This is a genomic window from Natronorubrum aibiense (assembly GCF_009392895.1).
In the GTDB taxonomy this organism is placed as follows: domain Archaea; phylum Halobacteriota; class Halobacteria; order Halobacteriales; family Natrialbaceae; genus Natronorubrum; species Natronorubrum aibiense.
The window spans coordinates 788,403-808,092 of the sequence record NZ_CP045488.1; the positions used below are offsets into that span (position 1 = coordinate 788,403).

Here is a 19,690-nt window from a genome sequence, read left to right on the forward strand (position 1 = left end):
CACCAAATAGAGTTTTAGGTGGACTTAAATATCTGCGTTCCAGAGGTTCCTCGTATGAACGATGGGGGGGAGCGATCTGGCTCGGCGAGTAACGGACTCCTCGGGACACTGACTCGCCGACGGCTGACGATCGCCGGGACGGTAATCGTGATACTCGGCCTGTTCATCGCCGTTCGCGAAATCGACGTCAGGACCGTTACCGCCGAAATTACGAGCGCCGATCCACTCCTGCTTGGGGCTGCTGTCACCATCTACGCCGTTTCGTGGCCGCTTCGCGGCCGCCGATACGGAGACGTTCTGGCTGCAATCGGCCACCGGCAGTCGACGACGTTTCTCACGATGGCGATCTTCATCAGCCAGACGGCCAACCTCGCGATTCCCGCACGCGCTGGCGACGCCGTACGTGCGTACGTCATCAACGAACGCGACGTCCCGTACACTGCAGGATTCGCCTCACTGGCCGTCGAGCGGGTGTTCGATCTGGCGACGATCACCGTGCTTGCCGGACTCGCGACGGCGTGGCTCGTGCTTGGCAGCGAGGCTGGCCCGCTCGAAATCGTCGCGGAGAGCGGCGGCGCACGGACCGCCCTGCTGGCCGCAGCGGCTGTGAGTATGGCGACAGTCGGTGCCGGGGCCGTCGTCGTTACTTCGGCTCGAACGGATCACGGCCTCGGGAGGCGGCTTCTGGCACGGGCCGAAAACTGGCCGCGACTCGAGGCAGGCCTCGAGGCCGCGCTCGGGTTCGCAGGGAGCGTGCAGGTCGTCGCCCGTCAACCGCGAGCGCTGGCGGCGATCGGCGGGACGAGTCTACTGGTGTGGCTGCTCGACGTGATCACCGCCGTTCTCGTCCTCGCATCGCTCGGGAGCGGCCTCGCGTTCGGCCCACTGTTGGTGGTCGGAACGCTGGCGGTCAGTGTCGGCAACCTCGCGAAAGTACTGCCGCTGTCACAGGGCGGTGTCGGCCTCTACGAAGCAGCCTTTACGGCGCTCGTCGTCGCTCTCACGCCCGTCGGTGCGAGCACGGCACTGGCCGCTGCGATCGTCGACCACGCGCTGAAAAACGGCGTGACGTTAGTCGGCGGTAGTGGTGCGGTCGCCTTGCTCGGGGTTTCGCTTTCGGATGCAGCGGGGCAGGAAGCGACGCGGAAGAACGGTAATTTTTTAGGTGAGCCTAAAAAATAGCGAGGCAATGGAACGAGATATCTGCGTTATCGTCCCGACGATCCGGGAATACGAGTGTATGCGATCGTACTTTGCGAACGCCCGCGCCCACGATTTCGATCTCTCGCGGCTCCACGTCGTACTCGTCACCGAGGACTTCTGTGAGACCGAGGCGATGGAAGCGATGCTCGAGGACGAGGACGTCTCGGGGGAAGTGTTCGACGGCACGCGACGCGAGGAGTGGTACGCTGACCACGACGTCGCGGAGTACGGTCATATCGTCCCGGCGGCGAGTCACGCCGAGACGAGTTTCGGACTCCTCTACATGTGGGCCAACGAAGCGTTCGAGTACGGCTTTTTCATCGACGACGACACGCTCCCACACGAAGACGAGGACTTCTTCGGTACGCACATGGACAACCTCGCATTCGAGGGCGGGATCGAGGAGGTCTCGTCGGACGAGCAGTGGGTCAACGTCCTCTATCAGAACGCAGACGAACACGGGCTGTACCCGCGCGGTTACCCGTACTCGGCGATGGGCGAGACGGTCGAGACCGACACGGCCGCAGTCGAGACCGGCGAGGTCGTCGCCTCGCAAGGGCTGTGGACGAACGTCCCCGACCTCGATGCCGTTCGTATTCTCATGGACGGCGATCTCGAGGGACAGGCCCAGACCCGCACGACCAGCAGGGACTTCGGTGAGGACTTCGTCGCCGCACGGGACAACTACCTCACCGTCTGCTCGATGAACCTCGCCTTCCGCCGCGAGGTGATCCCCGCGTTCTACCAGTTACCGATGGACGACAACGAGTGGGACGTCGGCCGCTTCGACGACATCTGGAGCGGCGTCTTCCTGAAGCGGGCCTGTGACGTCCTCGACAAGCGGATCTACAACGGTGCGCCGCTCTGTGAGCACAACAAGGCCCCACGGAGCACGTTCGACGACCTCAACAACGAGGTTCCGGGCCTAGAACTCAACGAACACCTCTGGCGGATCATCGACGAGGTTGGCGACGATGCCGACTCCTACGCCGACGTCTTCGAGGCCATGGCGGCCGAACTCGCCGACGGCGACTGGTCGGCCTACAACAACGGCGCGTTCTTCAACTACGTCGGCGAACACATGCTCGACTGGCTCGAGTGTCTGTCGGCCCTCGAGCGAACGGCCCCCGTTGTGGAGAATCGACGCCTATAAGTACATTTAGGCCAGCCTAAAACATATGACAGAGCGATACGATCCCACCGGACGACGAGCATTCCTTGCGGGGTCGACTGCCCTCGGGATGGGCGCACTGGCCGGGTGTACGGGCCTTATCGGTGGCGAAGACGAAGAAGACGACGACGAGAACGTGTTCAATCAGATTGGCTCCGGGCGCGCAGGTCGGGGCGAGCCCGGTGGCACGCCGATGGCGGATCTGCCGGCACTCGAGGGCGAACTCCACATCTACTCCGGGCGAAACGAGTTCCTCGTCGGGACGCTTATCAGCAGCCTCGAGGACGAGTACGACGATTTCGAGGTGACCGGGCCGCGGTACAACGACTCATCGGATCTGGCGAATCAAATCGCCGAGGAAGGGGCGGGGACGGATGCGGATGTCTTTTTCACCGTCGACTCGGCCGCGCTGGGCGAGATCGCCAACGAAGGGATGGCACGAACTCTCTCGGACAACGTACTGGAGATGGTTCCAGAGGAGTTCCGAACCGACCAGTGGGTCGGCACGTCCGGTCGCATTCGGGCGATTCCCTACAACTCCGATGCGTTCTCGGAGAGCGACATGCCGACGAGTATCGACGCCTACACTGACTTCGACGGTGACCTCGGCTGGGCGCCCACGTACGGCTCCTGTCAGTCGTTCGTCACTGCGATGCGCCTGCTCGAGGGCGAAGAAGCGACCCGCGAGTGGCTAGAAGGGGTCGTCGACAACGGCATCGCGTCCTATCCGGACGAACTCGCGGTCTGTCAGGCCGTCGCGGACGGTGAGATCGACGCCGGCTTTACGAATCACTACTACATCCAGCGCGTCCTCGAAGGATCGCCGGACGCACCCCTCGAGACGGTGTTTACCGAAGGCGATGCGGGTGCGACCTTCGACGTCGCGGGTGCGGCCGTCATCGAAGGCACCGACAAGCCGGAGCTGGCGGAGAACTTCGTTCGACACCTGCTCTCGGCGGAAGTGCAGGAGTACTTCGCGGTGGAGACGTTCGAATACCCGCTGATTCCCGAGGGCGAACCGGTCGGGGACCTGCCGACGACCGAGGAACTGAACGTTCCGGACCTCGACCCGGCCGAACTGTCCGATCTCCAGCCGACGCTCGACCTCATGCGTAGCGTCGATGGCATCGACGTCTGATTTGGCGGTTACGATCTCGTGATTCGCGATCCGCGCCGTTGGGTTCGCTCAGTAACAATGGCTCTCCTGAAGCGCTTCCAGCTACACCGCGTCCACCTAGCCGCAGTTGCGATTGCCGTGTTCGCCGGCGTCGCCGTATTTGTGCTTGCGACGGAGCTGTTTCCCTACCACTCGAACAACGACGACGAGGCCGTCTATCTTCTGCAGGCTGCCATGCTCCTCGAGGGACAACTCGAGCTCCACGCCGGTGACCTCGTTGATGCGTTCCGGCCGTGGTTTTTCATCGAGGACGGCGGACGACTCTACTCGAAGTATTCGCCGGTCGTGCCCGCGATGTACGCCGTCTCGATGGCGCTGTTCGGCGAGCCTCGGGTGACGCTCGCCGTCGTCGCAGCGGGCAACGCCGCGCTCGTGTACGTCCTCGGCTCGATGGTTTTCGACCGTCGAGTCGGCGTCGTCGCCGCGGCCATCTTCACCGCGTCGCCACTGGCATTGCTGACGTCGTCGGTGTTTCTGTCGTACGCGCCGACGACACTGCTGAACGGCGCGTTCGCAGTGTGGTACCTTCGTGGCGTCCGAACCGGTCGGCGTCGTTACGCCGCGCTCGCCGGTGCGGCGATCGGACTCGCCTTCTTCGCCCGACCGTACACCGCCGTCCTGTTCGCCGCGCCATTTATCTGTCATGCGGGCTGGACCGTGCTGCGATCGATTCGGCAGCGCCGGCAGGACGGGGGGCTTCGTCCGCTTCCGAACCCGGTTCGACGAAACGTCGTCACGGCGACGGTCGGTTTGAGTTTCGTTGGCCTCGTGCTGGCGTACAACGCACGTCTCACTGGTTCGGCGCTCGTCTTTCCGTACGAAGCGTTTGCACCGCTCGACGGGCCGGGGTTCGGACATCGGGAAATCACCAGCCACTCGCTCGACTACACCCCCGCGCTCGCTCTCGAGGCGAACGGTGCCGTACTCTGGTACTTCGCTACGCGGTGGTTCACCGCTGGCCCGCTCGGAACGCTCGCCGCGTTGGCAGGGCTGGCCATCGCGTTGCGGCGGTGGCTCCCGTTCGACGGACCTGACAGCGAGGACGATTGGCGGGATGACGGTCGAACGGCGGGCTTGTTGCTGGCCGGACTCTTGCTCACCGTCCCGCTCGGAAACGTCGCGTTCTGGGGAAACTTCAACATCCTCGCGGGGATCGACGATCCGACTACGGGCCTGATTTCGCAGTTCGGACCGTTCTACCACTTCGATCTCCTCGTCCCGCTGTCGATTTTTGCCGCGTTCGGCGCCGTCACCGGCTGGCGGCGGTGTCGCAACGGCGCGATCCGGGATCGACTCGCCGCAGTGACGTCGCCGCGAACGGTCCGTGCCGTCCTCGTCGCCGTAGTGTTGACGAGCGCCCTCGTCACCGGCGCGGCTAACGCTGCGCTCCTCTCGACGCCGGTCGAGCGCAACGCCGCCCACACCGAACGGTTCGAGGCCGCCTACGAACCGTTCGAAGAACGCGACCTCGAGAACGCGCTGATCTTCCTGCCGACGCCGTACGGACAGTGGCAGGGCCATCCATTTCAGGCGCTTCGAAACGATCCCGGGCTCGACGGCGAGGAAGTCTACGCGCTCGACGGGCCGCCGGGCCGCGATTTCGACGTGCTCGATTCGCACCCCGATCGAACTCCCTACCGCTACACGTATCGCGGCGAGTGGACGGCAGCACCCGGCAACGATCTCGTCGCGACGCTCGAGCCGCTGTCGGTGCGATCCGGCGAACAGCTCCGCGGGGAAACCACCGTGGGCATCGCGAATCGAGTCGAGCACGTCCACGTCAGACTCGGGAACGGCAGTGAGACGACTGGCTATACAGTCGCCGATCCGGACGACACCGTTACCGTCGCGTGGACGCTCGAGCGCGGGGCGAACACGAGTGGAGCCGAAGACCGCGGTCTCGCTCGCTTGAACGAATCTTCCGACGAGGCCATTTCGTTCGACGAAACCGATGAGATCGTGGTGACGATCACGCAGGTCCAGTCGGCGGGAGCGACACACACCTACCGACAGGAAGTCATCGTCCGTACGACCGACGACGGCGTCGAAGCTGTTTGGCCACCCGAACGGACCACCTGTCCGCTCGTCACCGACTGTGGTTCCGCCGGAACGTATCTTCCCGACCGGCCGGAAACCAGAAGCGACTGGGAAACGTTCGACACACGACTCGAGTCGGCTTGAGCGGAAATTGTCCTCAAGTCCATAGCCCAGATCCGAGAGGTGGACCTCGAGGGCGTCGACAATCCCCTCGGGTCCGACGTCGACCAGAACGAGGCCACGTTCCGTCTCGACGGCGACGGGCAGGGCGTGGGCGCATCCGGATTATTCCATATCGGGTGGTTCGCTCGGATGGCCCAAAGCGTTGGATATCGAACTTCGGAATTGCATCGGCCTGTGCCTGCAAGTGTTAGCACCATTACCTATCTCATCGTTCATGACATTTGTATGACTAAAGGTTGCGTGAGCCGACGACGAATTCTACAGATCGGCGGCGGCCTCGTGGTGGTCAGTGGCGTTGGAGGTACTACGGCCGCCTCGAGTGACCACGAAACGAACGACCAGCCAACCGATACCAGCTTCGGGACTCGAGTTGCACACCTCTCACCCGATGCACCCAACATCGACGTCTACGTCGACGGAGAGCGGGTCCGCGAGGGCATCTCGTACGGGACGGTCACCGACTACCGCGACCTCGAGCCTGGTACGTACATGGTCCAGGTCGTTCCCGCCGGTGAAGACCCGGCCGAAGCAGTGCTCGAGGAGACCGTCGAGGCCGGCGACGTGGACCCCACCCTCGACGGTCTCCTCGCAGTGGTCGGCGAAGTGGCCGCCGAAAACCAGCCCCTCGAGTCGCTGTTTCTCGATGACGACAACAGCCCGGTCGATTCGGGTACCGCTCGCGTTCGCGTCCTCCACGCCTCACCTGACGCGCCTGCGGTGGACGTCGTTACCGGTGAAAACGGGGACGCGCTGTTCGAGAACGTCGGGTTCGGCGAATCCAGCTACACCGAGGTCCCGGAGGGCGAGTATCCACTCGTCATCTATCCTGCGGGTGACCGAGAGACCAGCGTCTTCGAAATCGACGTTTCCCTCGCCGGAGGAACCGTCTACTCCGCGTTCGCGATTGGCTATCTCGAGCCGGAGAGAGCACCCGCCGATGAGCCGTTCGAGATACTCCTCACGGAGGATTCCCTTCCGGACGAAGAGGAGCCGAAAGAAGACGAACCCGAGAAAGAGTCTGAAAAGGAGGAGAAATTCGAGGACAAGAAAGCTACGTGATACTGCCGGCTGCCCGTCGTGGAAAATTCTCGCTGCCATGTGGTAGTGAGTGTTTTCACGCAGGTACAGCCGAACATATGAGCAAACACGATACGTTTGCGATGTTCGAAGAACTCGCAACTACACGAATGAGTGGATAGGAGAGCAGACACCAGCAAGCGGTGTGCCGAGTGTGGGTTCATCCACGATGATAATCGCCAAAGTCGAGATAGGTTTGAGTGCCAGCAGTGCGGGAATCAGAATCACGCCGACTACAACGCTGCCAAGAACGTGGCAGACGTGTATCTCCGACGCGAGCAACAGTCCTCGCGTGGGAGGGGCGTCAGTCAATACGCCCTGAAGTCCGGGACGGTGACGCCGAGTCGGGGATACACCCCGTACTCTGACGAGTCAGAGGCCGAGTCCACGGACAAGCCCCACCCTCAACGAAGCGAGCGCGTCAGCGCGAGCGAGTAGGGTGGGGTAGTTGACCAGAGCCAAAAAACCGGTTACTGTTTCGGTCGATGCGGCAGTTCTCGAAGCCGTTCCTCGAGCGAGACTTTGACGATGGATCGTGCGATCTCGAGGCCACCTTTCAGCGGGTCCAGTTTCGTCTGCCCGGCACGCTCGCGGTACGCGATCGGGTGCTCGCGAACGTCGTAGTTCCGCATCAGCGGACGAATCAGCAGTTCCGCGGAGAGGCCGGTGTTTTCGGTCCACTCGATCGATTCGACGACTTCGCGACGGTAGGCGCGCATCCCGGTCGTCGTATCGTGAACGCGGGTGCCCATCAGAACGCTCGCGACCGCGGCGAACGCGTGGTTCCCGAAGCGGTTGAACGCCGGCATCGCGTCGGCCCCGTGGTAGAGGCGGTCGCCGCTGACGACGTCGTAGCCGTCGTTGATCAACGAGAGGAACTCGGGTAACTGCTCCATCGGGTACGTGTCGTCACAGTCGGTGGTGACGACGATCGGCCGGTCGGGCGCTAAGATCGCCGCGCGAACGGCGACACCGTAGCCCTGCGGTTGCTGTTCGATGACGGTCGCGCCGTGCTCGCGAGCGATTTCGGGTGTGCGGTCCGAAGAACCGTCGACGCAGACGATCTCGGCCTTGCCGTCGGTGACGTCCTCGATGTCCGAGAGCACCTTGCCGATCGCTTCCTCCTCGTTGTAGGTCCCCATGACGACGCTGACGTCCTCAAAGGTGTACCGGTCGTCCTCGCTGGTCCTGTCTGTTTCGTCGGTTGTTGCCGTCATCTCGGGCTGATCCCCACTGCTCATTGGCGGTACTCGCTTCCGACAGTATTTATATTTTTAGGTTTGCCTAAAACACGGGGCTGGTTTGGATAGAGAAATGACGGCCGCTACAGCGTTTCGTGGACGTGCTCGGCAGTCTTCAGCGCGAGTGCGGCGATCGTCAGCGTTGGATTCATCGCCCCGCCAGTTGGGAAGACGCTGCTCGAGGCTATCCAGCAGTTCTCTATGTCGTGGGTCCGCAGGTTGGGGCCAACGACGCTCTCGGCGGGATCGTCGCCCATCCGGGTCGTCCCCATGTGGTGGTAGGCCGGCCCCGTCTCGTCGGGACCGACCTGCCAGGTGAGGTCCGCGCCGAGTTCCTCGAGGACTCGCTCTTGAATCTCGTTGACGCGTTCGATCGTCCGGAGTGCGCGGTCGTCGACTGTCCAGTGGACGTCCGGGACCGGATTCCCCCGATCGTCGGTCGTGTCGAAATTGAGTCCGACGTAGCTGTCTTCCTGTGGGAGTTGTTCGACCAGTCCGCCCATCCCGATGTGGGTGCCGTACTCGGAGCGGAGTCGTTCGAGCAACTCGTCGCCCCAGTCATCACCGGTCAGTGCCAGCTCGACCGGCGAGGGGCCGTCGTAGTTGAAGAACTCGAGTTTGAACGGCGCGTACTCCTCGTCGGCGTCGTCGTAGAACTGGTGGGACTCGCTGGTCAGGAAGCCGACGTGGTTCTGCCGGGTCGGCTCGTCGAGGACGCCGCCCGTCCCCGCAAAGAGGTGATCCATGAAGAACTTCCCGACGAGGCCGCTCGAGTTGGCTAGCCCGTCAGGGTACTGATCCGACTCGGAGAGCAAGAGGAGACGCGGCGTCTCGACGCCGCCGCAGGCGATCACGAAGGCGTCGGCTTCCTGCCGGTGCTCTTCGCCATCGGGCGTTGCGTAGACGGCAGCCTCGATCGAATCGGCGTCGTGTTCGAGCCGTTGGACTGGCGCGCGGTCGATCACTGTTGCGCCGTGTCGTTCGGCACGCTCGATGTGGACAGTCGCGTCGTACTTCGCACCGGAAGGACAGACCGGCTGGCAGGTTCCGTAGCCCACACAGGCGCTCCGGTCGTCGTAGGCTTCGGAGTTCCGGGCGTTCGGAACGGAGTGCATCGCGATCTCGAGTTCGTCGCAAGCCTCGGCGAATAGGCCGTCGCTGTAGGAGGGGCGAAAGGCCGGCATCGGATGAGGCTCCTCGCGGGGCGGCGCGAACGGATTGTCATCGTCCCCGGCGACGCCCAGTTCTCGCTCCGCCGCGGCGTAGTACGGCTGCAAGTCCGCATAGTCGATCGGCCAGTCTGTGCCAACTCCACGGACGCTCTCGGAGGCGAAATCGTCTTCGTGGAGCCGCATCACCATCCCCTGCCAGTGGAGCGTCGAACCGCCGACACCCTTGACACGGGCGTGGTTCAGTGGGTAGAACCAGTCGCCCGATGCCGCGTGCGCGTCCCGCTCCGGATCACCGTCCCAGACAGCCGGCCGGTCGTAGGCGGGGCGGATCGCTCGTTCCTGTCTGGCGAGCCTATCTGCCGGATCGAACCGCGGCCCGGCCTCGAGGACGACGACCGCACGGCCGGCCTCGGCGAGTCGGTCCGCGACGATCCCGCCCGCCGGGCCTGCTCCAATCACACAGACTTCGGCGTCCACGACGGGCGTGCGATCAGCGTCTGACTCGGATTCGGCCCCCGCTGATTCGGCGGGAGGACGGTCCCAACTCACGCGTCTGGCCCCCGGTGATAGGTGTCGAGTCCGCCCGCGTGGCCCTGCGGATTCTCGATACCGACGAGTTCTCCGCCCGTCGGCGAGGCGTACAGCGCCAGTAGGAGTTCGTTGACGACGTAGTACCGCACCCGCTGGGCAGTCGTCCCCGCCGGTTCCTCCGCGGCGGCGTCCGAACCGATTTCCCGGAGGAACTGGTCGCAATCCTGTACGGACAGCGCTGCGAAGCCGTCGCCGTACCACGCCGTAGCGAGTTCGTCAAGTGTCGCAATCGTCGCCTCGAGTTCGACAGCGTGGGCGCGGTTCTCGAGTCGTCCTTCGAGGAACGTCTCGACGAACGTCGCTGTACCGGTTATTTCGCTGGGATATACGACTTCGGCAGCCGCGACCAGCGCCTCGCGAATCCGTTCGGTGTCGACGTCGTGGTCGTCCTCATCGGGACCGGTCGCTGTCGGCGCCGCACAACCCGCCAGCGTCCCGCCAGCGCCGAGGGTGGCCAGCGCGGCGACCGCATCCCGTCTGGTCAGCTCCATGCGAAGGGATTAGGTAGACCTAAAACATATATTCGTTGGAACGTGGTGTGACGGCGACGACTGATCCCGCACGCCGAGACCGCTGGCGTTCGGTCCGATGTCCGTGCTACGGACGCGAACAGTCGGCCGCGAACCGTCACTTATTCCCTGATGTCGGTCCGACTATCGCAACAGTCGCTATCGACCGCACCCAACTACCGCACATTACCGTGACCCCCCTATGAAATCGCTCCTCTCACGACGGCGCGAAATGACCGATGGATCGCCGCTCGGACTACTGCTCTTGTCTGGAGCTATCGCCGTGACCGTCCTGTTCCCGCTCACGTACCTCGTCTTCAAAGCGACGACCGTCGACATGGCCCGGCTCTGGGCGATGCTCGTCCGACCGCAAACCGCGACCATCGTTACGAACAGCCTCCTGCTAATGATCGGCGTCACCGTCCTCTCGGTGCTGATCGGCGTCCCGTTGGCGTGGCTTACCGTCCAGACGAACCTTCCGTTCCGCCGGTTTTGGTCCGTTATCGTCGCCCTGCCGCTGGTCGTTCCGAGTTACATCGGTGCGTTCGCCTTCGTCTCTGCATTTGGCCCCCAAGGCGAGTTCCAGTCGATCCTCGAACCTCTCGGCATCCAACAACTGCCGGAGATTTACGGACTCCCCGGCGCCATACTCGTCATTACGCTCTATACCTATCCGTACGTCTATCTGACCGTGCGGGCCGGCCTACTGTCGTTCGACACGACGCTGCTTGATGCCGCTCGAACTCTGAACCACAACACGTGGATGGCCTTCCGTCGCGTGACGTTCCCACAGATCCGGCCCGCCGTCGTCGCTGGCGGATTACTCGCAGCACTCTACGCCATTTCCGACTTCGGGACCCCGGCGATCATGCGCTTGCCGGTTTTCACCCAACAGATCTACGTCGAATACCGCTCTTTCGGCCGGGACTACGCGGCATTCCTCTCGCTGCAACTGCTCCTCATCGTCCTCGTCGTTCTCGTCCTCGAGTGGTGGATCCGACCCGATCAGACACTTCAGGGCGACGGCTCAGAGGGGGCGAGTGACCCCGTCGTCGACCTCGGTCGCTGGCGATGGCCAGCAACGATACTGCCTGCCGGTGTGACCGGAATCGCGCTGCTGGTCCCGCTGTGGATTCTCGGACTCTGGCTCGTGACCGCCGATCCGGACGCGCGACCGGAACTCGCGTTCGAACTCGAGTACGCCCTCAACTCGGTGATGGTTGCCGGCGCAGCTGCACTCGTGGCTGTGCTCGTCGCGCTTCCGGTCGCATACCTCGCGGCCAGACACGAGTCGCCGCTGTCGACGATTTTCGAGCGATCGACGTACGTCGGCTTTGCCGTCCCGGGCATCGTTCTCGGCCTCGCGCTCGTCTCGTTCGCGACGGCCTACGAGACCGTCCGCCAGACGTACGACCTCACCATCCTGCCGGCACTCTACCATACCATTCCGTTGCTGATATTCGCGTACGTCGTCCGCTTTATGCCCCAAGCGGTCGGCTCGATCCGAACCACGACACTGCAGGTCGACTCGAAGTTGGTCGAAGCCGCCCACACGCTCGGCGAGACGCCGCTTCGTGCGTTCCGAAAGGTGACGCTCCCGCTGATCGCACCGGGTGTCACCGCCGGTGCAGCCCTCGTCTTCCTGACGACGATGAAGGAGCTTCCAGCGACCTTGCTCCTGCGGCCGACCGGGTTCGAAACCCTTGTTACGATCATCTGGCGCGCTCAAGGCGAAGCGTTCTTCCAGTACGCCGTGATTCCCGCACTGTTGTTGCTCGTCGTCTCCGGGCTTTCCCTGCTCGTACTCCTCTCACAGGGCGGCAAAGAAGGACTCTGACCAGGGCGAGCACCTTTCGGGGCTTGCCCCCGAGGGACGTCACACCTGCGCGGTCAAGTACGTGGTTCGCTCTGTTCGAATCGTTTTGAACGGGATCTCATCTGACGATCATGACGGGTGTCGAGGCTCGCTTGACGACGGTTTCCGCGACGCTGCCCAGCAGGAATCGTTCCGCTCCCGATCGACAGTGACTACCCATCACGATTCTGTCGACGTCGTGTTCGTCACTGTACTCGAGGATCACGTCCGCCGGCTTTCCGAACTCGAGGACGGTTTCGATCTCGGTGTCGGAGTCGGCCGCGAGTTCGCGAGCCTCGTCGAAGACTTCCTCGGCGTTTTCCTCGGCCTGTTCGTGCCACTCGCGCCAGTATTCGATCGACACCGTACCGGGTGGTGCGCCGTCGTGAAACTGCGGGCGCATCACGTCGATGATGCCGAGTCCCGATCCGATAGGATCCATGACGTGTAAGACCGTGATGGACGCGTCGGGATAATCCGTTAACGCCACCTCCAGTGCTTTCGTCGAAAGCGGTGAGCCCTCGGTCGGAACGAGTATGCTCAATGTCATATACTGCCGAACGACTGCGAGGAAGAAATAGCCACAGGGGCGGATCTGTATCGGGCGCTTTGAGTGTGTCGTGGTGCGTCGCAGTCGTTCGTCACGGCTCTTCAACGACTAATGGACCAACTTGGCGGCGTAAGACGCCTGCGTACAAGGATATGATTTCACCGGAAAACACATTATTCTGTGTACCCATAGGAACCTGTATGCCCAGTATCACGGTCAACGTAGATAACGAGCTCAAAGAGCGAATGGAAAATCATCCGGAGATCAACTGGAGTGAGGTTACGCGCCAAGCCATTCAAGAGAAAATTGAGGCACTCGAAATGATGGACGAACTCACTAGTGAAAGTAAGCTCACCGAGCGCGACGTTCAGGAAATTGCCAATAAGATTAACGAACAAGGGCGTAAGCGCGTCGAAGAAGAGTCAGCGTAGACTCGACGAATGAAGCTGGTCATTGACGCTAACGTCGTTATATCTGCACTCATTGCTAATTCGAAAACAAGGGAACTCATCGTCACACTCGAACCAGAGCTCTTGACACCCGCCTTTGTTTATGACGAAATCGAGAATTATGAAGGGCTGATCGTGGACAAATCTGGAATGAAGCCGGATCGAGTAGCACAGTTCATCGACCTCTTGTTCCAGTACATTGAGGTCGTTCCTGCCGACGACTTCTATCCGGCTATCGAAACAGCAGAAGCGAAAATCAGTGATACTGATCCTGACGATGTGTTGTACCTCGCATGTGCGATCGCCAGTGATGCTGCTATCTGGAGTGACGATTCTGACTTCAACGAACAGAACCTAGTCGAGACGTACTCGACGAGTGATGTAATCAACTCATTTGAAACGCTCTAACTCGGCAGATCTGTCTCTCAGCTTCACTCTGAAGTTAGCCCATAGTCGTGTGACCGAAACGCGTGGTGGATGTAGCTTGGTCTGTCGAGAGTTTAATACACCTAATTGTTGAATAGTTACGTATGTCCGATACCTCTGTTATCGACCCTGAAACTGACGACTGGTTAACCCTTGATCAGGACGAGGAGATTATCTGGTCCGGGAAACTTCATGAGAGTAGTCTGATCCCCGCACTCATCATTGGTCTGCCTTTAGCCCTCGTCCTCGTTGGGTTATTCATCATCGCGGGGGCCTATCTTCACCGTGAGAATACGCAGTACGTTGTGACGACCGATGGACTGTATAAGAAGACGGGAATTCTCTCTCGTGATGTCCAGCGCATCGATTTCGGCAAGGTCCAGAACACCTCTTACAGTCAAGGGTTTTTCGGCTCCCAGTTCGGCTACGGAAACGTCGATATCTCGACTGCTGGCGGGTCCGGTATCGAGATGCAGTTCCAGTCGGTGCCTGAACCACGTGAGGTTCAGGAACTCATCAACAAGCGCGTGAAAGCTAGTCGTGGTAAATCCACGGAATCCAGCGAAACCAAGCGTGATGTGCTTGATGAGATTCTTATCGAACTCAAGGAGATTCACTCTACTCTCGAGGCACAACAGGAGACTGTGGGCGACACCTCGGCCACACTGTCCAATATCGGTAATTCAGAAAAGCGGCATTCGACTAGCGAGAATGACTCCGAATTGAACGAGTCTGAGGGTACCGAACAAGCTACTGAGGCCTCCGAAACCGACCAAGGATCAAACCGATGAACGGTAGACAACAATGACGGAATCGATTGACCCAGCTGTCCCACTCGACAGCCACGAGTCAGTCACGTGGACCGGTCGTCCGCGGATTACGACCGCACTTCCAGCAGTCACAACTGGATTGCTGGTCATCGCCTTCGGGGCCGTCAGCAGTCTGTTGGATGAGACGCTACTCTTTCTCGCAGTCGTTCCAATCGGCGTAGCAATCCCCCTCTGGAAGTATCTAGCTATACAGGGCACGCAGTACGTGATAACGGACCACGCACTCTACGTGAAACGTGGGGTAATGTCCCGACATGTTACACAGGCCACCCTCGAAACGGTCCAGAACAGTGCCTATAGCCAAGATATTACAGGATCGATGTTCGGGTACGGCTCCGTCGAGTTCGAGATCGCTGGTGGGAATGACCTCTCATTTCAGGCGATAGACGAACCCCGTGAAATTCGGTCACTCGTCGATCGAGCAGCATCGAACACCGACGGACTTGGTGGGAACGATGGGCAAGAGTCGGATATTCCTGGCAATTTGACTCAGTGGCAGCGGATCCGGGATGAGATCCGAGAGATTCACACGACGATCGAAGATTAGAGTAATACAAGCACGAGACCGAGTAGAACAACGAATACACCAATACTGAGTCCGATAAGTGAAGTCTTGGCCATTCGAAGGAGCGTCTGACCAGCCGAAAGATCCGAGACGACAAGTGGGTCGACGCCGTTCCCTGTCTCGGTAATCCGGCCGACGATAGTGACGTTATCACCGGGCATCACACACTGTTCGCTGTAGCGGCGGGTCCCAAGCGACAGAGCCCTCGTAATCGGCCGAAAGGGGGATGGTGGTGACCGCCAGTGAGTCGCCACCGGGACTGCTGCGGTGTTCTGCTCAAACCGTGCGATCCGCTCCGGAGGTTTATCGTTCGACGGAACGGTCGCGACAGTAGTGCGTTTGAGTGTTACTGTGTGTGCTGGCTCAACGATGTCAACTGTAGCCTCGGGTGTACGGACACGGAACGTGTCCGAACCCGCCAACTCGTGTATCGTTACGAACCACGGAAGCAAGTACGGACTCAGTCGGCGTTCTTCAACAGCGTATCGGAGGGCCAGACAGTCGTTTCCACTAAAGGGAGCGGTCAGGAGATCGGCGTCGCCCTGTTGGGCTGTTCCGGAGACACGCACAAGTACCCCAGACGCTGTTTCGTTGAGTGTTGAGATAGGCTCTGCTCTATAGATGCTGGTCGCACGCCAGACATACCGTCCACTGAATGCGAGGACGACTGCCCCGACAACAGCGAGACCACCGCCGAACACCTGACTTCCGGAGAGTCCGAAGACCATATAGAACATGGAACAGTATTTCGTATAGATCTGTTGACTATTTGCCGGATCTCCAGATCGGTAGCCGATAGGCAAACCGTACTGACCACAGTTGACGAACCAACACAGTCACTCCTCATTGAGGACCTCTCAAAGCAGCTGTGTTGAATCACTAGACGACGGCGGGAGAGGTCGCTAAATCAAAGGTGTTGAAGCAGGAGAGTCGAGTTGTCCATGGCCCAAATCTCCCGCTTCATTGGGGAAGTTGTGCCGGTCGCTCAAAGAGTCTGGTCAACTTCTTCGTGCACCGATTCACCCTTCCCGGGCTTCGATTCCCATTCCCACTCATCTTCGGCTCTAATACGTCCGTCGTCGAGAAGTTCGACGTCACCGATGGAGTGGCCGGTAGCGGTTTCGTTTTCTACATTTATTTGGGTGTATCGGATGTCCCACTGTTCCCCGTCGAAGGTTCCAACCAAATGTCCGTCCACAACACTGCCACCAGAATAGTTCGCGTATATTCGTTCGCCGTTCTGCTCGAAGTGAAAGACGGTATCTGCCCCCACTTCTCCGCCTTCATCATTTGTAACGCCAGCAAGTGTCCGTCCATCCAGTGAAATCTCGTCTGTCATACGCTACCCGTGTCAACTCCGCGAATAATACTTCCGGTGTTCCATTCGCACGGATAGTGATCGAACTGCCTGGTTCAGTTTCAGGTACGATTCTGAATAAAGAAATCTCGCTACTCTCTACTGCTAAGGGGTCCGCTCCCGTTGTGAGGGATGTGACCAGTGCTCCACCACCGGTGGAAGTCGACGGCCTGACGAAGTATTACGGCGACGTTCGGGGCGTCGAAGATCTCACGTTTAGCGTCGAGTCTGGAGAGATCTTTGGTTTTCTCGGGCCGAACGGCGCTGGCAAGTCAACGGCGATTCGCGTCCTGCTTGGCCTGTTAAAGCCCACCGACGGGCAGGCCCGGATACTGGGTCGTGACGTCACCGACCGGAACGAACTACGTAATGCAAAGCAGCAGTTGGGGTATCTACCGAGTGACGTTTCCTTCTACGATCGCGTCACGGGAGCGACGGTTCTCGATTACTTCGGACGCATTCGTGGTGAGCAGCGCCGAACGGAACTCCTCGAGCGATTTCCCGTCCCTCTCGATCGGAACGTCAAGGCCTACTCGAGTGGGAACAGACAGAAACTCGCCATCGTCGCGACGTTCATGCACGACCCCGAGCTGGCGATCATGGACGAGCCGACGTCGGGACTGGACCCGCTCGTGCAAAACGAGTTCTACGCCTTACTCGAGGAGCGCCAGGAGCGGGGCCAGACGAGTTTCTTTTCCTCACACGTCTTGAGTGAGGTTCGCCGTGTCTGTGACCGCGTCGGAATCATTAGAGACGGACAGCTGATCGAACTCGACACTGTCACGAACATCCTCGAAGCGGGCGGAACGGTCGTTACGGTGCGCTTGGCCGAAGAGCCGCCGGTGTCAGCGCTCGAGGTGCCGGGCACCGGCCACGCCGAACGGATCGATGACGCGTATCGGCTCGTTCTCTCACGGGAGTTCGATCCGCTGATCGATCGATTGCACGAGTACACAGTGCTCGATCTGGAGGTTCGAGAAGCGTCGATCGAGGACGTATTCATGCACTTCTACGGCGATGCTGACGATGGCGAATCCATAGAGACGTCAGCGCATTCGAGCGAGTCCTGATCGTAGCGGCTCAGCGACGCACCAGCTTCGGATGCAACTCACCGCCTGCGGAGCCACCAGATCGCCGCGAGTACGAACACGACCGCGACGGCGACGAACGGGCCGATAGAATCGACGTCGGTCTCCTCGTCGGTGTCGGTAATCGAGACTGGATACGGTGACGGGGTTGTGCTCGTTCGCTCGCCGGAACCGGTGTCGTACGTGAGCGAAATCGCAACGTTAGTCGACGTCTCGATCGCGTCGGACGACGACTCGAGACCAAACCGAACCGCTGTTGACTCGCCCGACTCGAGCGTCCCGACGTACGCCGTCGGTGATTCGCTCGACAGAGGTGGCCCGACCTCCAGCGTAGCAACGATACCCGTGATCGTTTCGTTTCCGTCGTTCGTCACCCGTGCTTCGTAGACGGCGTCGCTGTCGACCGGCACGTCGGTCTCGACTGGCGTGATCTCGAGCGGGTGGGCGTCGTCAACGTCGATCCCGAGCACTGATGGGCCACTGGTTTCGGCGGGTTCATCGTCGCCATTGTCATCGTCATCATCGTCGTCGACGCGGTACTGGACGGTCGCGAACAGCGGGTACGTCCCTGAATCGACTCTGGAAGCCGTGACGTCGATGTCGAACTGCTCCGTCTCACCGTCCTGCAGTTCTTCGAAATAGACCGACTGCGTCGCCTGCGGCGCGGTGGGCGAGCCAAGCGTCACCGACCCGTCCGGCGCTTGGAACGTCACGACGACGTCAGTCACGTCTTCGTCGCCGTCGTTCGTCACCTCAAGGTCGATCGTCGTCGTATCGCCCGCTCGGACGGATTGATCGTCGTCAATTTCGACGATGACGTCACCTTCGGGTCCTTGCACCGGAAACGAATCGATCGTCGAGGGCGCTTGGGGGAACTCCTCCGGGACGTCTTCGGTGGGCAATGGCGTCGGGGATTCGTTTTCGGGACGTTGCTCAGGGGGCAACGCCCCGTCGTCGCCTGCGGCGGCCGAGTCGTTCACTTCCGTCTCGTTTCCGGGTTGGTCTTCTTGAACCTGTAGATACCCAGCCGTGGCCGTGTCACTGCTCGCAGCTGCAACGGGTGTCGCGACGCCGCAGAATCCGACGAGGACGAGCACGAGGCAGCCAACAGCGATTCGGTGTCGCCGACGCTGCTGCGGGGTGGCACCCTCCCTCGTCATTCAGTGGTGAAATGAACGAGCGGTGGATAAATCACACAATCCGTTGCACGGACGAACGACCGAGTTACCGGATTCGTATCAACGTAAGTGATCGTTACATCCGCTTTTTGTCTCGAGTATCGCACGCCGGCAGCCCTGTGGGCGGTCAGAGATGCGGTTCGACGTCCGATACCGACCGCGTTCGTCTCGTGCGCTAATATACAAGGTGCGGGCTCTCGTTAGCCGATACATCCTCTGAGGTCCATGCTCGATATTACGTCGTTCGAGGCCGGTCGCCGACTCCGTGGCTCGCTGTTACTGTCCGGTGCGTTGATCGCCTTGATCGTCCTCACGATTGCGCTGTTCCCATCGATTCAGGAGACCGGTGCCGACCTCGACGCCTACCTCGAGTCGCTCCCGCCCGAAGCGGCACGTGCGTTCGTCGGCAACGTGACCACGCTGACGACGATCGAGGGTTATCTCGTCTCGCAACTGTACCAGTTCGGCTGGGTGTTGTTGCTCGCGATCTACTACGCGTACGCTGCCGCGTCGACGATCGCCGGAGAGGTCGAACGCGGGACGATCGACATGACCCTGACGTTGCCGATCTCCCGCACTCGATTCGTCGTTGGCAAGTTTCTGTCGCTCGTTCCCGGCGTCGTTCTCGTCAACGCGATCACGTTCGTTGCGGTTTTGATCGGCGTCGAAGCCGTCGGCGAATCGATCGATGTCGCGGATCTGTTTGCGGTCCACGCCTACTCGATCGCGTACTTGCTGGCCTGTGCTGGAATCGGGCTGCTCGCTTCCGTCGCGTTCGACTCCGTCCGTCGGGCACAGACCGTCGGTGCTGGTGCTGTCTTCGGTTTGTTCTTGCTCGATACGTTCACGTTCGATACCGACTACGACTACCTCGGGGACGTTGCGTTCTCGCGGTATTTCGATCCCGGTGCGATTCTCGTCGACGGCGACATCGCGTGGACGGATCTTTCGGTGCTCCTGATCGCTGTCGTCGTCCTTCTCGTCATCTGCAGCGAGTTCTTCGAGCGCCGTGACCTCTCCGGCTAGTCCGG

The 19,690-nt window shown here is 60.8% G+C and carries 19 protein-coding genes and 2 pseudogenes; 13 read left to right on the forward strand and 8 right to left on the reverse strand.

The genetic code is table 11. From position 1 onward, the window contains the following. Positions 1-54 precede the first annotated feature (54 nt). From GCU68_RS03985 to GCU68_RS04000, 4 genes are read left to right on the forward strand one after another with little or no spacing between them, the layout of a single operon-like run. Positions 55-1,182, forward strand: coding sequence for a lysylphosphatidylglycerol synthase transmembrane domain-containing protein (locus GCU68_RS03985; RefSeq protein ID WP_152939192.1), 1,128 nt, complete (start codon positions 55-57; stop codon positions 1,180-1,182). Between the two features lie 7 nt (positions 1,183-1,189). Continuing rightward, positions 1,190-2,356, forward strand: coding sequence for an alpha-1 4-glucan-protein synthase (locus tag GCU68_RS03990; protein WP_152939194.1), 1,167 nt, complete (start codon positions 1,190-1,192; stop codon positions 2,354-2,356). A gap of 25 nt (positions 2,357-2,381) precedes the next feature. Continuing rightward, the gene (locus tag GCU68_RS03995) at positions 2,382-3,512 is read left to right on the forward strand and encodes an extracellular solute-binding protein (RefSeq protein ID WP_152939196.1); all 1,131 of its coding nucleotides are present in this window, start codon (positions 2,382-2,384) and stop codon (positions 3,510-3,512) included. Between the two features lie 57 nt (positions 3,513-3,569). Further along, entirely contained in the window at positions 3,570-5,732 is a 2,163-nt protein-coding gene (locus GCU68_RS04000) for an ArnT family glycosyltransferase (protein ID WP_152939198.1), read from the forward strand. Between the two features lie 9 nt (positions 5,733-5,741). Here GCU68_RS04000 and GCU68_RS21570 read toward each other — a convergent pair. Beyond that, positions 5,742-5,852 (reverse strand): annotated as a pseudogene (locus GCU68_RS21570) (MBL fold metallo-hydrolase); the annotation flags it as partial. Between the two features lie 144 nt (positions 5,853-5,996). Between GCU68_RS21570 and GCU68_RS04005 the strand changes: the two are divergent. After that, positions 5,997-6,830, forward strand: coding sequence for a DUF4397 domain-containing protein (locus tag GCU68_RS04005; protein WP_152939201.1), 834 nt, complete (start codon positions 5,997-5,999; stop codon positions 6,828-6,830). A 147-nt stretch (positions 6,831-6,977) separates the two neighbouring features. Next, positions 6,978-7,286: pseudogene (locus GCU68_RS04010) on the forward strand (zinc ribbon domain-containing protein); the annotation flags it as partial. Between the two features lie 32 nt (positions 7,287-7,318). Here the strand turns inward: GCU68_RS04010 and GCU68_RS04015 are convergent. The 3 genes from GCU68_RS04015 to GCU68_RS04025 form a co-directional block, all read right to left on the reverse strand. Further along, entirely contained in the window at positions 7,319-8,065 is a 747-nt protein-coding gene (locus GCU68_RS04015; protein WP_227014981.1) for a dolichyl-phosphate hexose transferase, read from the reverse strand. Positions 8,066-8,172: 107 nt separating this feature from the next. After that, a complete protein-coding gene (locus GCU68_RS04020; protein ID WP_152939205.1) occupies positions 8,173-9,810 on the reverse strand; it encodes a GMC family oxidoreductase in 1,638 nt (545 codons plus the stop codon). Next, positions 9,807-10,343 carry a gluconate 2-dehydrogenase subunit 3 family protein gene (locus GCU68_RS04025; RefSeq protein WP_152939207.1) on the reverse strand — a complete coding sequence of 179 codons (537 nt, stop codon included), beginning with the start codon at positions 10,341-10,343 and terminating at the stop codon, positions 9,807-9,809. The genes GCU68_RS04020 and GCU68_RS04025 overlap by 4 nt, the downstream gene beginning before the upstream one ends. Positions 10,344-10,563: 220 nt before the next feature. Here GCU68_RS04025 and GCU68_RS04030 point away from each other — a divergent pair, with 220 nt between their 5' ends. Continuing rightward, entirely contained in the window at positions 10,564-12,198 is a 1,635-nt protein-coding gene (locus tag GCU68_RS04030) for an ABC transporter permease (protein WP_152939209.1), read from the forward strand. 97 nt (positions 12,199-12,295) lie between these two features. Here the strand turns inward: GCU68_RS04030 and GCU68_RS04035 are convergent, their stop codons facing one another. Then, a complete protein-coding gene (locus GCU68_RS04035; protein ID WP_152939211.1) occupies positions 12,296-12,766 on the reverse strand; it encodes a universal stress protein in 471 nt (156 codons plus the stop codon). Positions 12,767-12,966: 200 nt separating this feature from the next. Here GCU68_RS04035 and GCU68_RS04040 point away from each other — a divergent pair, with 200 nt between their 5' ends. The 4 genes from GCU68_RS04040 to GCU68_RS04055 all read left to right on the forward strand — a co-directional run bounded on the left by GCU68_RS04040 (position 12,967) and on the right by GCU68_RS04055 (position 15,018). Further along, positions 12,967-13,197, forward strand: coding sequence for a hypothetical protein (locus GCU68_RS04040; protein ID WP_152939213.1), 231 nt, complete (start codon positions 12,967-12,969; stop codon positions 13,195-13,197). Positions 13,198-13,206: 9 nt separating this feature from the next. Further along, on the forward strand, positions 13,207-13,623 hold the full coding sequence (locus tag GCU68_RS04045; RefSeq protein WP_152939215.1) for a PIN domain-containing protein: 417 nt from the start codon (positions 13,207-13,209) through the stop codon (positions 13,621-13,623). 122 nt (positions 13,624-13,745) lie between these two features. Beyond that, a complete protein-coding gene (locus GCU68_RS04050) occupies positions 13,746-14,432 on the forward strand; it encodes a PH domain-containing protein (RefSeq protein WP_152939217.1) in 687 nt (228 codons plus the stop codon). 13 nt (positions 14,433-14,445) lie between these two features. Then, the gene (locus tag GCU68_RS04055) at positions 14,446-15,018 is read left to right on the forward strand and encodes a PH domain-containing protein (RefSeq protein ID WP_152939219.1); all 573 of its coding nucleotides are present in this window, start codon (positions 14,446-14,448) and stop codon (positions 15,016-15,018) included. Here GCU68_RS04055 and GCU68_RS04060 read toward each other — a convergent pair. Continuing rightward, positions 15,015-15,764 carry a hypothetical protein gene (locus GCU68_RS04060; protein ID WP_227014918.1) on the reverse strand — a complete coding sequence of 250 codons (750 nt, stop codon included), beginning with the start codon at positions 15,762-15,764 and terminating at the stop codon, positions 15,015-15,017. The two genes, GCU68_RS04055 and GCU68_RS04060, sit on opposite strands and share 4 nt — an antisense overlap. A 257-nt stretch (positions 15,765-16,021) precedes the next feature. After that, a complete protein-coding gene (locus GCU68_RS04065) occupies positions 16,022-16,375 on the reverse strand; it encodes a hypothetical protein (RefSeq protein ID WP_152939223.1) in 354 nt (117 codons plus the stop codon). 152 nt (positions 16,376-16,527) lie between these two features. Here GCU68_RS04065 and GCU68_RS04070 point away from each other — a divergent pair, with 152 nt between their 5' ends. Beyond that, positions 16,528-17,463 (forward strand): ABC transporter ATP-binding protein, encoded by a 936-nt coding sequence (locus GCU68_RS04070; RefSeq protein WP_152939225.1) that lies wholly within the window; start codon positions 16,528-16,530, stop codon positions 17,461-17,463. A 38-nt stretch (positions 17,464-17,501) separates the two neighbouring features. Here GCU68_RS04070 and GCU68_RS04075 read toward each other — a convergent pair whose 3' ends face one another. Then, positions 17,502-18,641, reverse strand: coding sequence for a COG1361 S-layer family protein (locus GCU68_RS04075; protein ID WP_152939227.1), 1,140 nt, complete (start codon positions 18,639-18,641; stop codon positions 17,502-17,504). A gap of 243 nt (positions 18,642-18,884) precedes the next feature. Here GCU68_RS04075 and GCU68_RS04080 point away from each other — a divergent pair, with 243 nt between their 5' ends. Continuing rightward, positions 18,885-19,685: an ABC transporter permease gene (locus GCU68_RS04080; RefSeq protein WP_152939229.1), complete on the forward strand. Its 801-nt coding sequence runs from the start codon at positions 18,885-18,887 to the stop codon at positions 19,683-19,685. The last annotated feature ends 5 nt before the right edge of the window (positions 19,686-19,690 follow it).

Coding starts and splice junctions, on each gene's coding strand:
- GCU68_RS03985 (WP_152939192.1), top strand. CDS start 55: ATGAACGATGGGGGGGAGCGATCTGGCTCGGCGAGTAACGGACTCCTC.
- GCU68_RS03990 (WP_152939194.1), top strand. CDS start 1,190: ATGGAACGAGATATCTGCGTTATCGTCCCGACGATCCGGGAATACGAG.
- GCU68_RS03995 (WP_152939196.1), top strand. CDS start 2,382: ATGACAGAGCGATACGATCCCACCGGACGACGAGCATTCCTTGCGGGG.
- GCU68_RS04000 (WP_152939198.1), top strand. CDS start 3,570: ATGGCTCTCCTGAAGCGCTTCCAGCTACACCGCGTCCACCTAGCCGCA.
- GCU68_RS04005 (WP_152939201.1), top strand. CDS start 5,997: ATGACTAAAGGTTGCGTGAGCCGACGACGAATTCTACAGATCGGCGGC.
- GCU68_RS04015 (WP_227014981.1), bottom strand. CDS start 8,065: ATGACGGCAACAACCGACGAAACAGACAGGACCAGCGAGGACGACCGG.
- GCU68_RS04025 (WP_152939207.1), bottom strand. CDS start 10,343: ATGGAGCTGACCAGACGGGATGCGGTCGCCGCGCTGGCCACCCTCGGC.
- GCU68_RS04030 (WP_152939209.1), top strand. CDS start 10,564: ATGAAATCGCTCCTCTCACGACGGCGCGAAATGACCGATGGATCGCCG.
- GCU68_RS04035 (WP_152939211.1), bottom strand. CDS start 12,766: ATGACATTGAGCATACTCGTTCCGACCGAGGGCTCACCGCTTTCGACG.
- GCU68_RS04040 (WP_152939213.1), top strand. CDS start 12,967: ATGCCCAGTATCACGGTCAACGTAGATAACGAGCTCAAAGAGCGAATG.
- GCU68_RS04045 (WP_152939215.1), top strand. CDS start 13,207: ATGAAGCTGGTCATTGACGCTAACGTCGTTATATCTGCACTCATTGCT.
- GCU68_RS04050 (WP_152939217.1), top strand. CDS start 13,746: ATGTCCGATACCTCTGTTATCGACCCTGAAACTGACGACTGGTTAACC.
- GCU68_RS04055 (WP_152939219.1), top strand. CDS start 14,446: ATGACGGAATCGATTGACCCAGCTGTCCCACTCGACAGCCACGAGTCA.
- GCU68_RS04060 (WP_227014918.1), bottom strand. CDS start 15,764: ATGGTCTTCGGACTCTCCGGAAGTCAGGTGTTCGGCGGTGGTCTCGCT.
- GCU68_RS04065 (WP_152939223.1), bottom strand. CDS start 16,375: ATGACAGACGAGATTTCACTGGATGGACGGACACTTGCTGGCGTTACA.
- GCU68_RS04075 (WP_152939227.1), bottom strand. CDS start 18,641: ATGACGAGGGAGGGTGCCACCCCGCAGCAGCGTCGGCGACACCGAATC.
- GCU68_RS04080 (WP_152939229.1), top strand. CDS start 18,885: ATGCTCGATATTACGTCGTTCGAGGCCGGTCGCCGACTCCGTGGCTCG.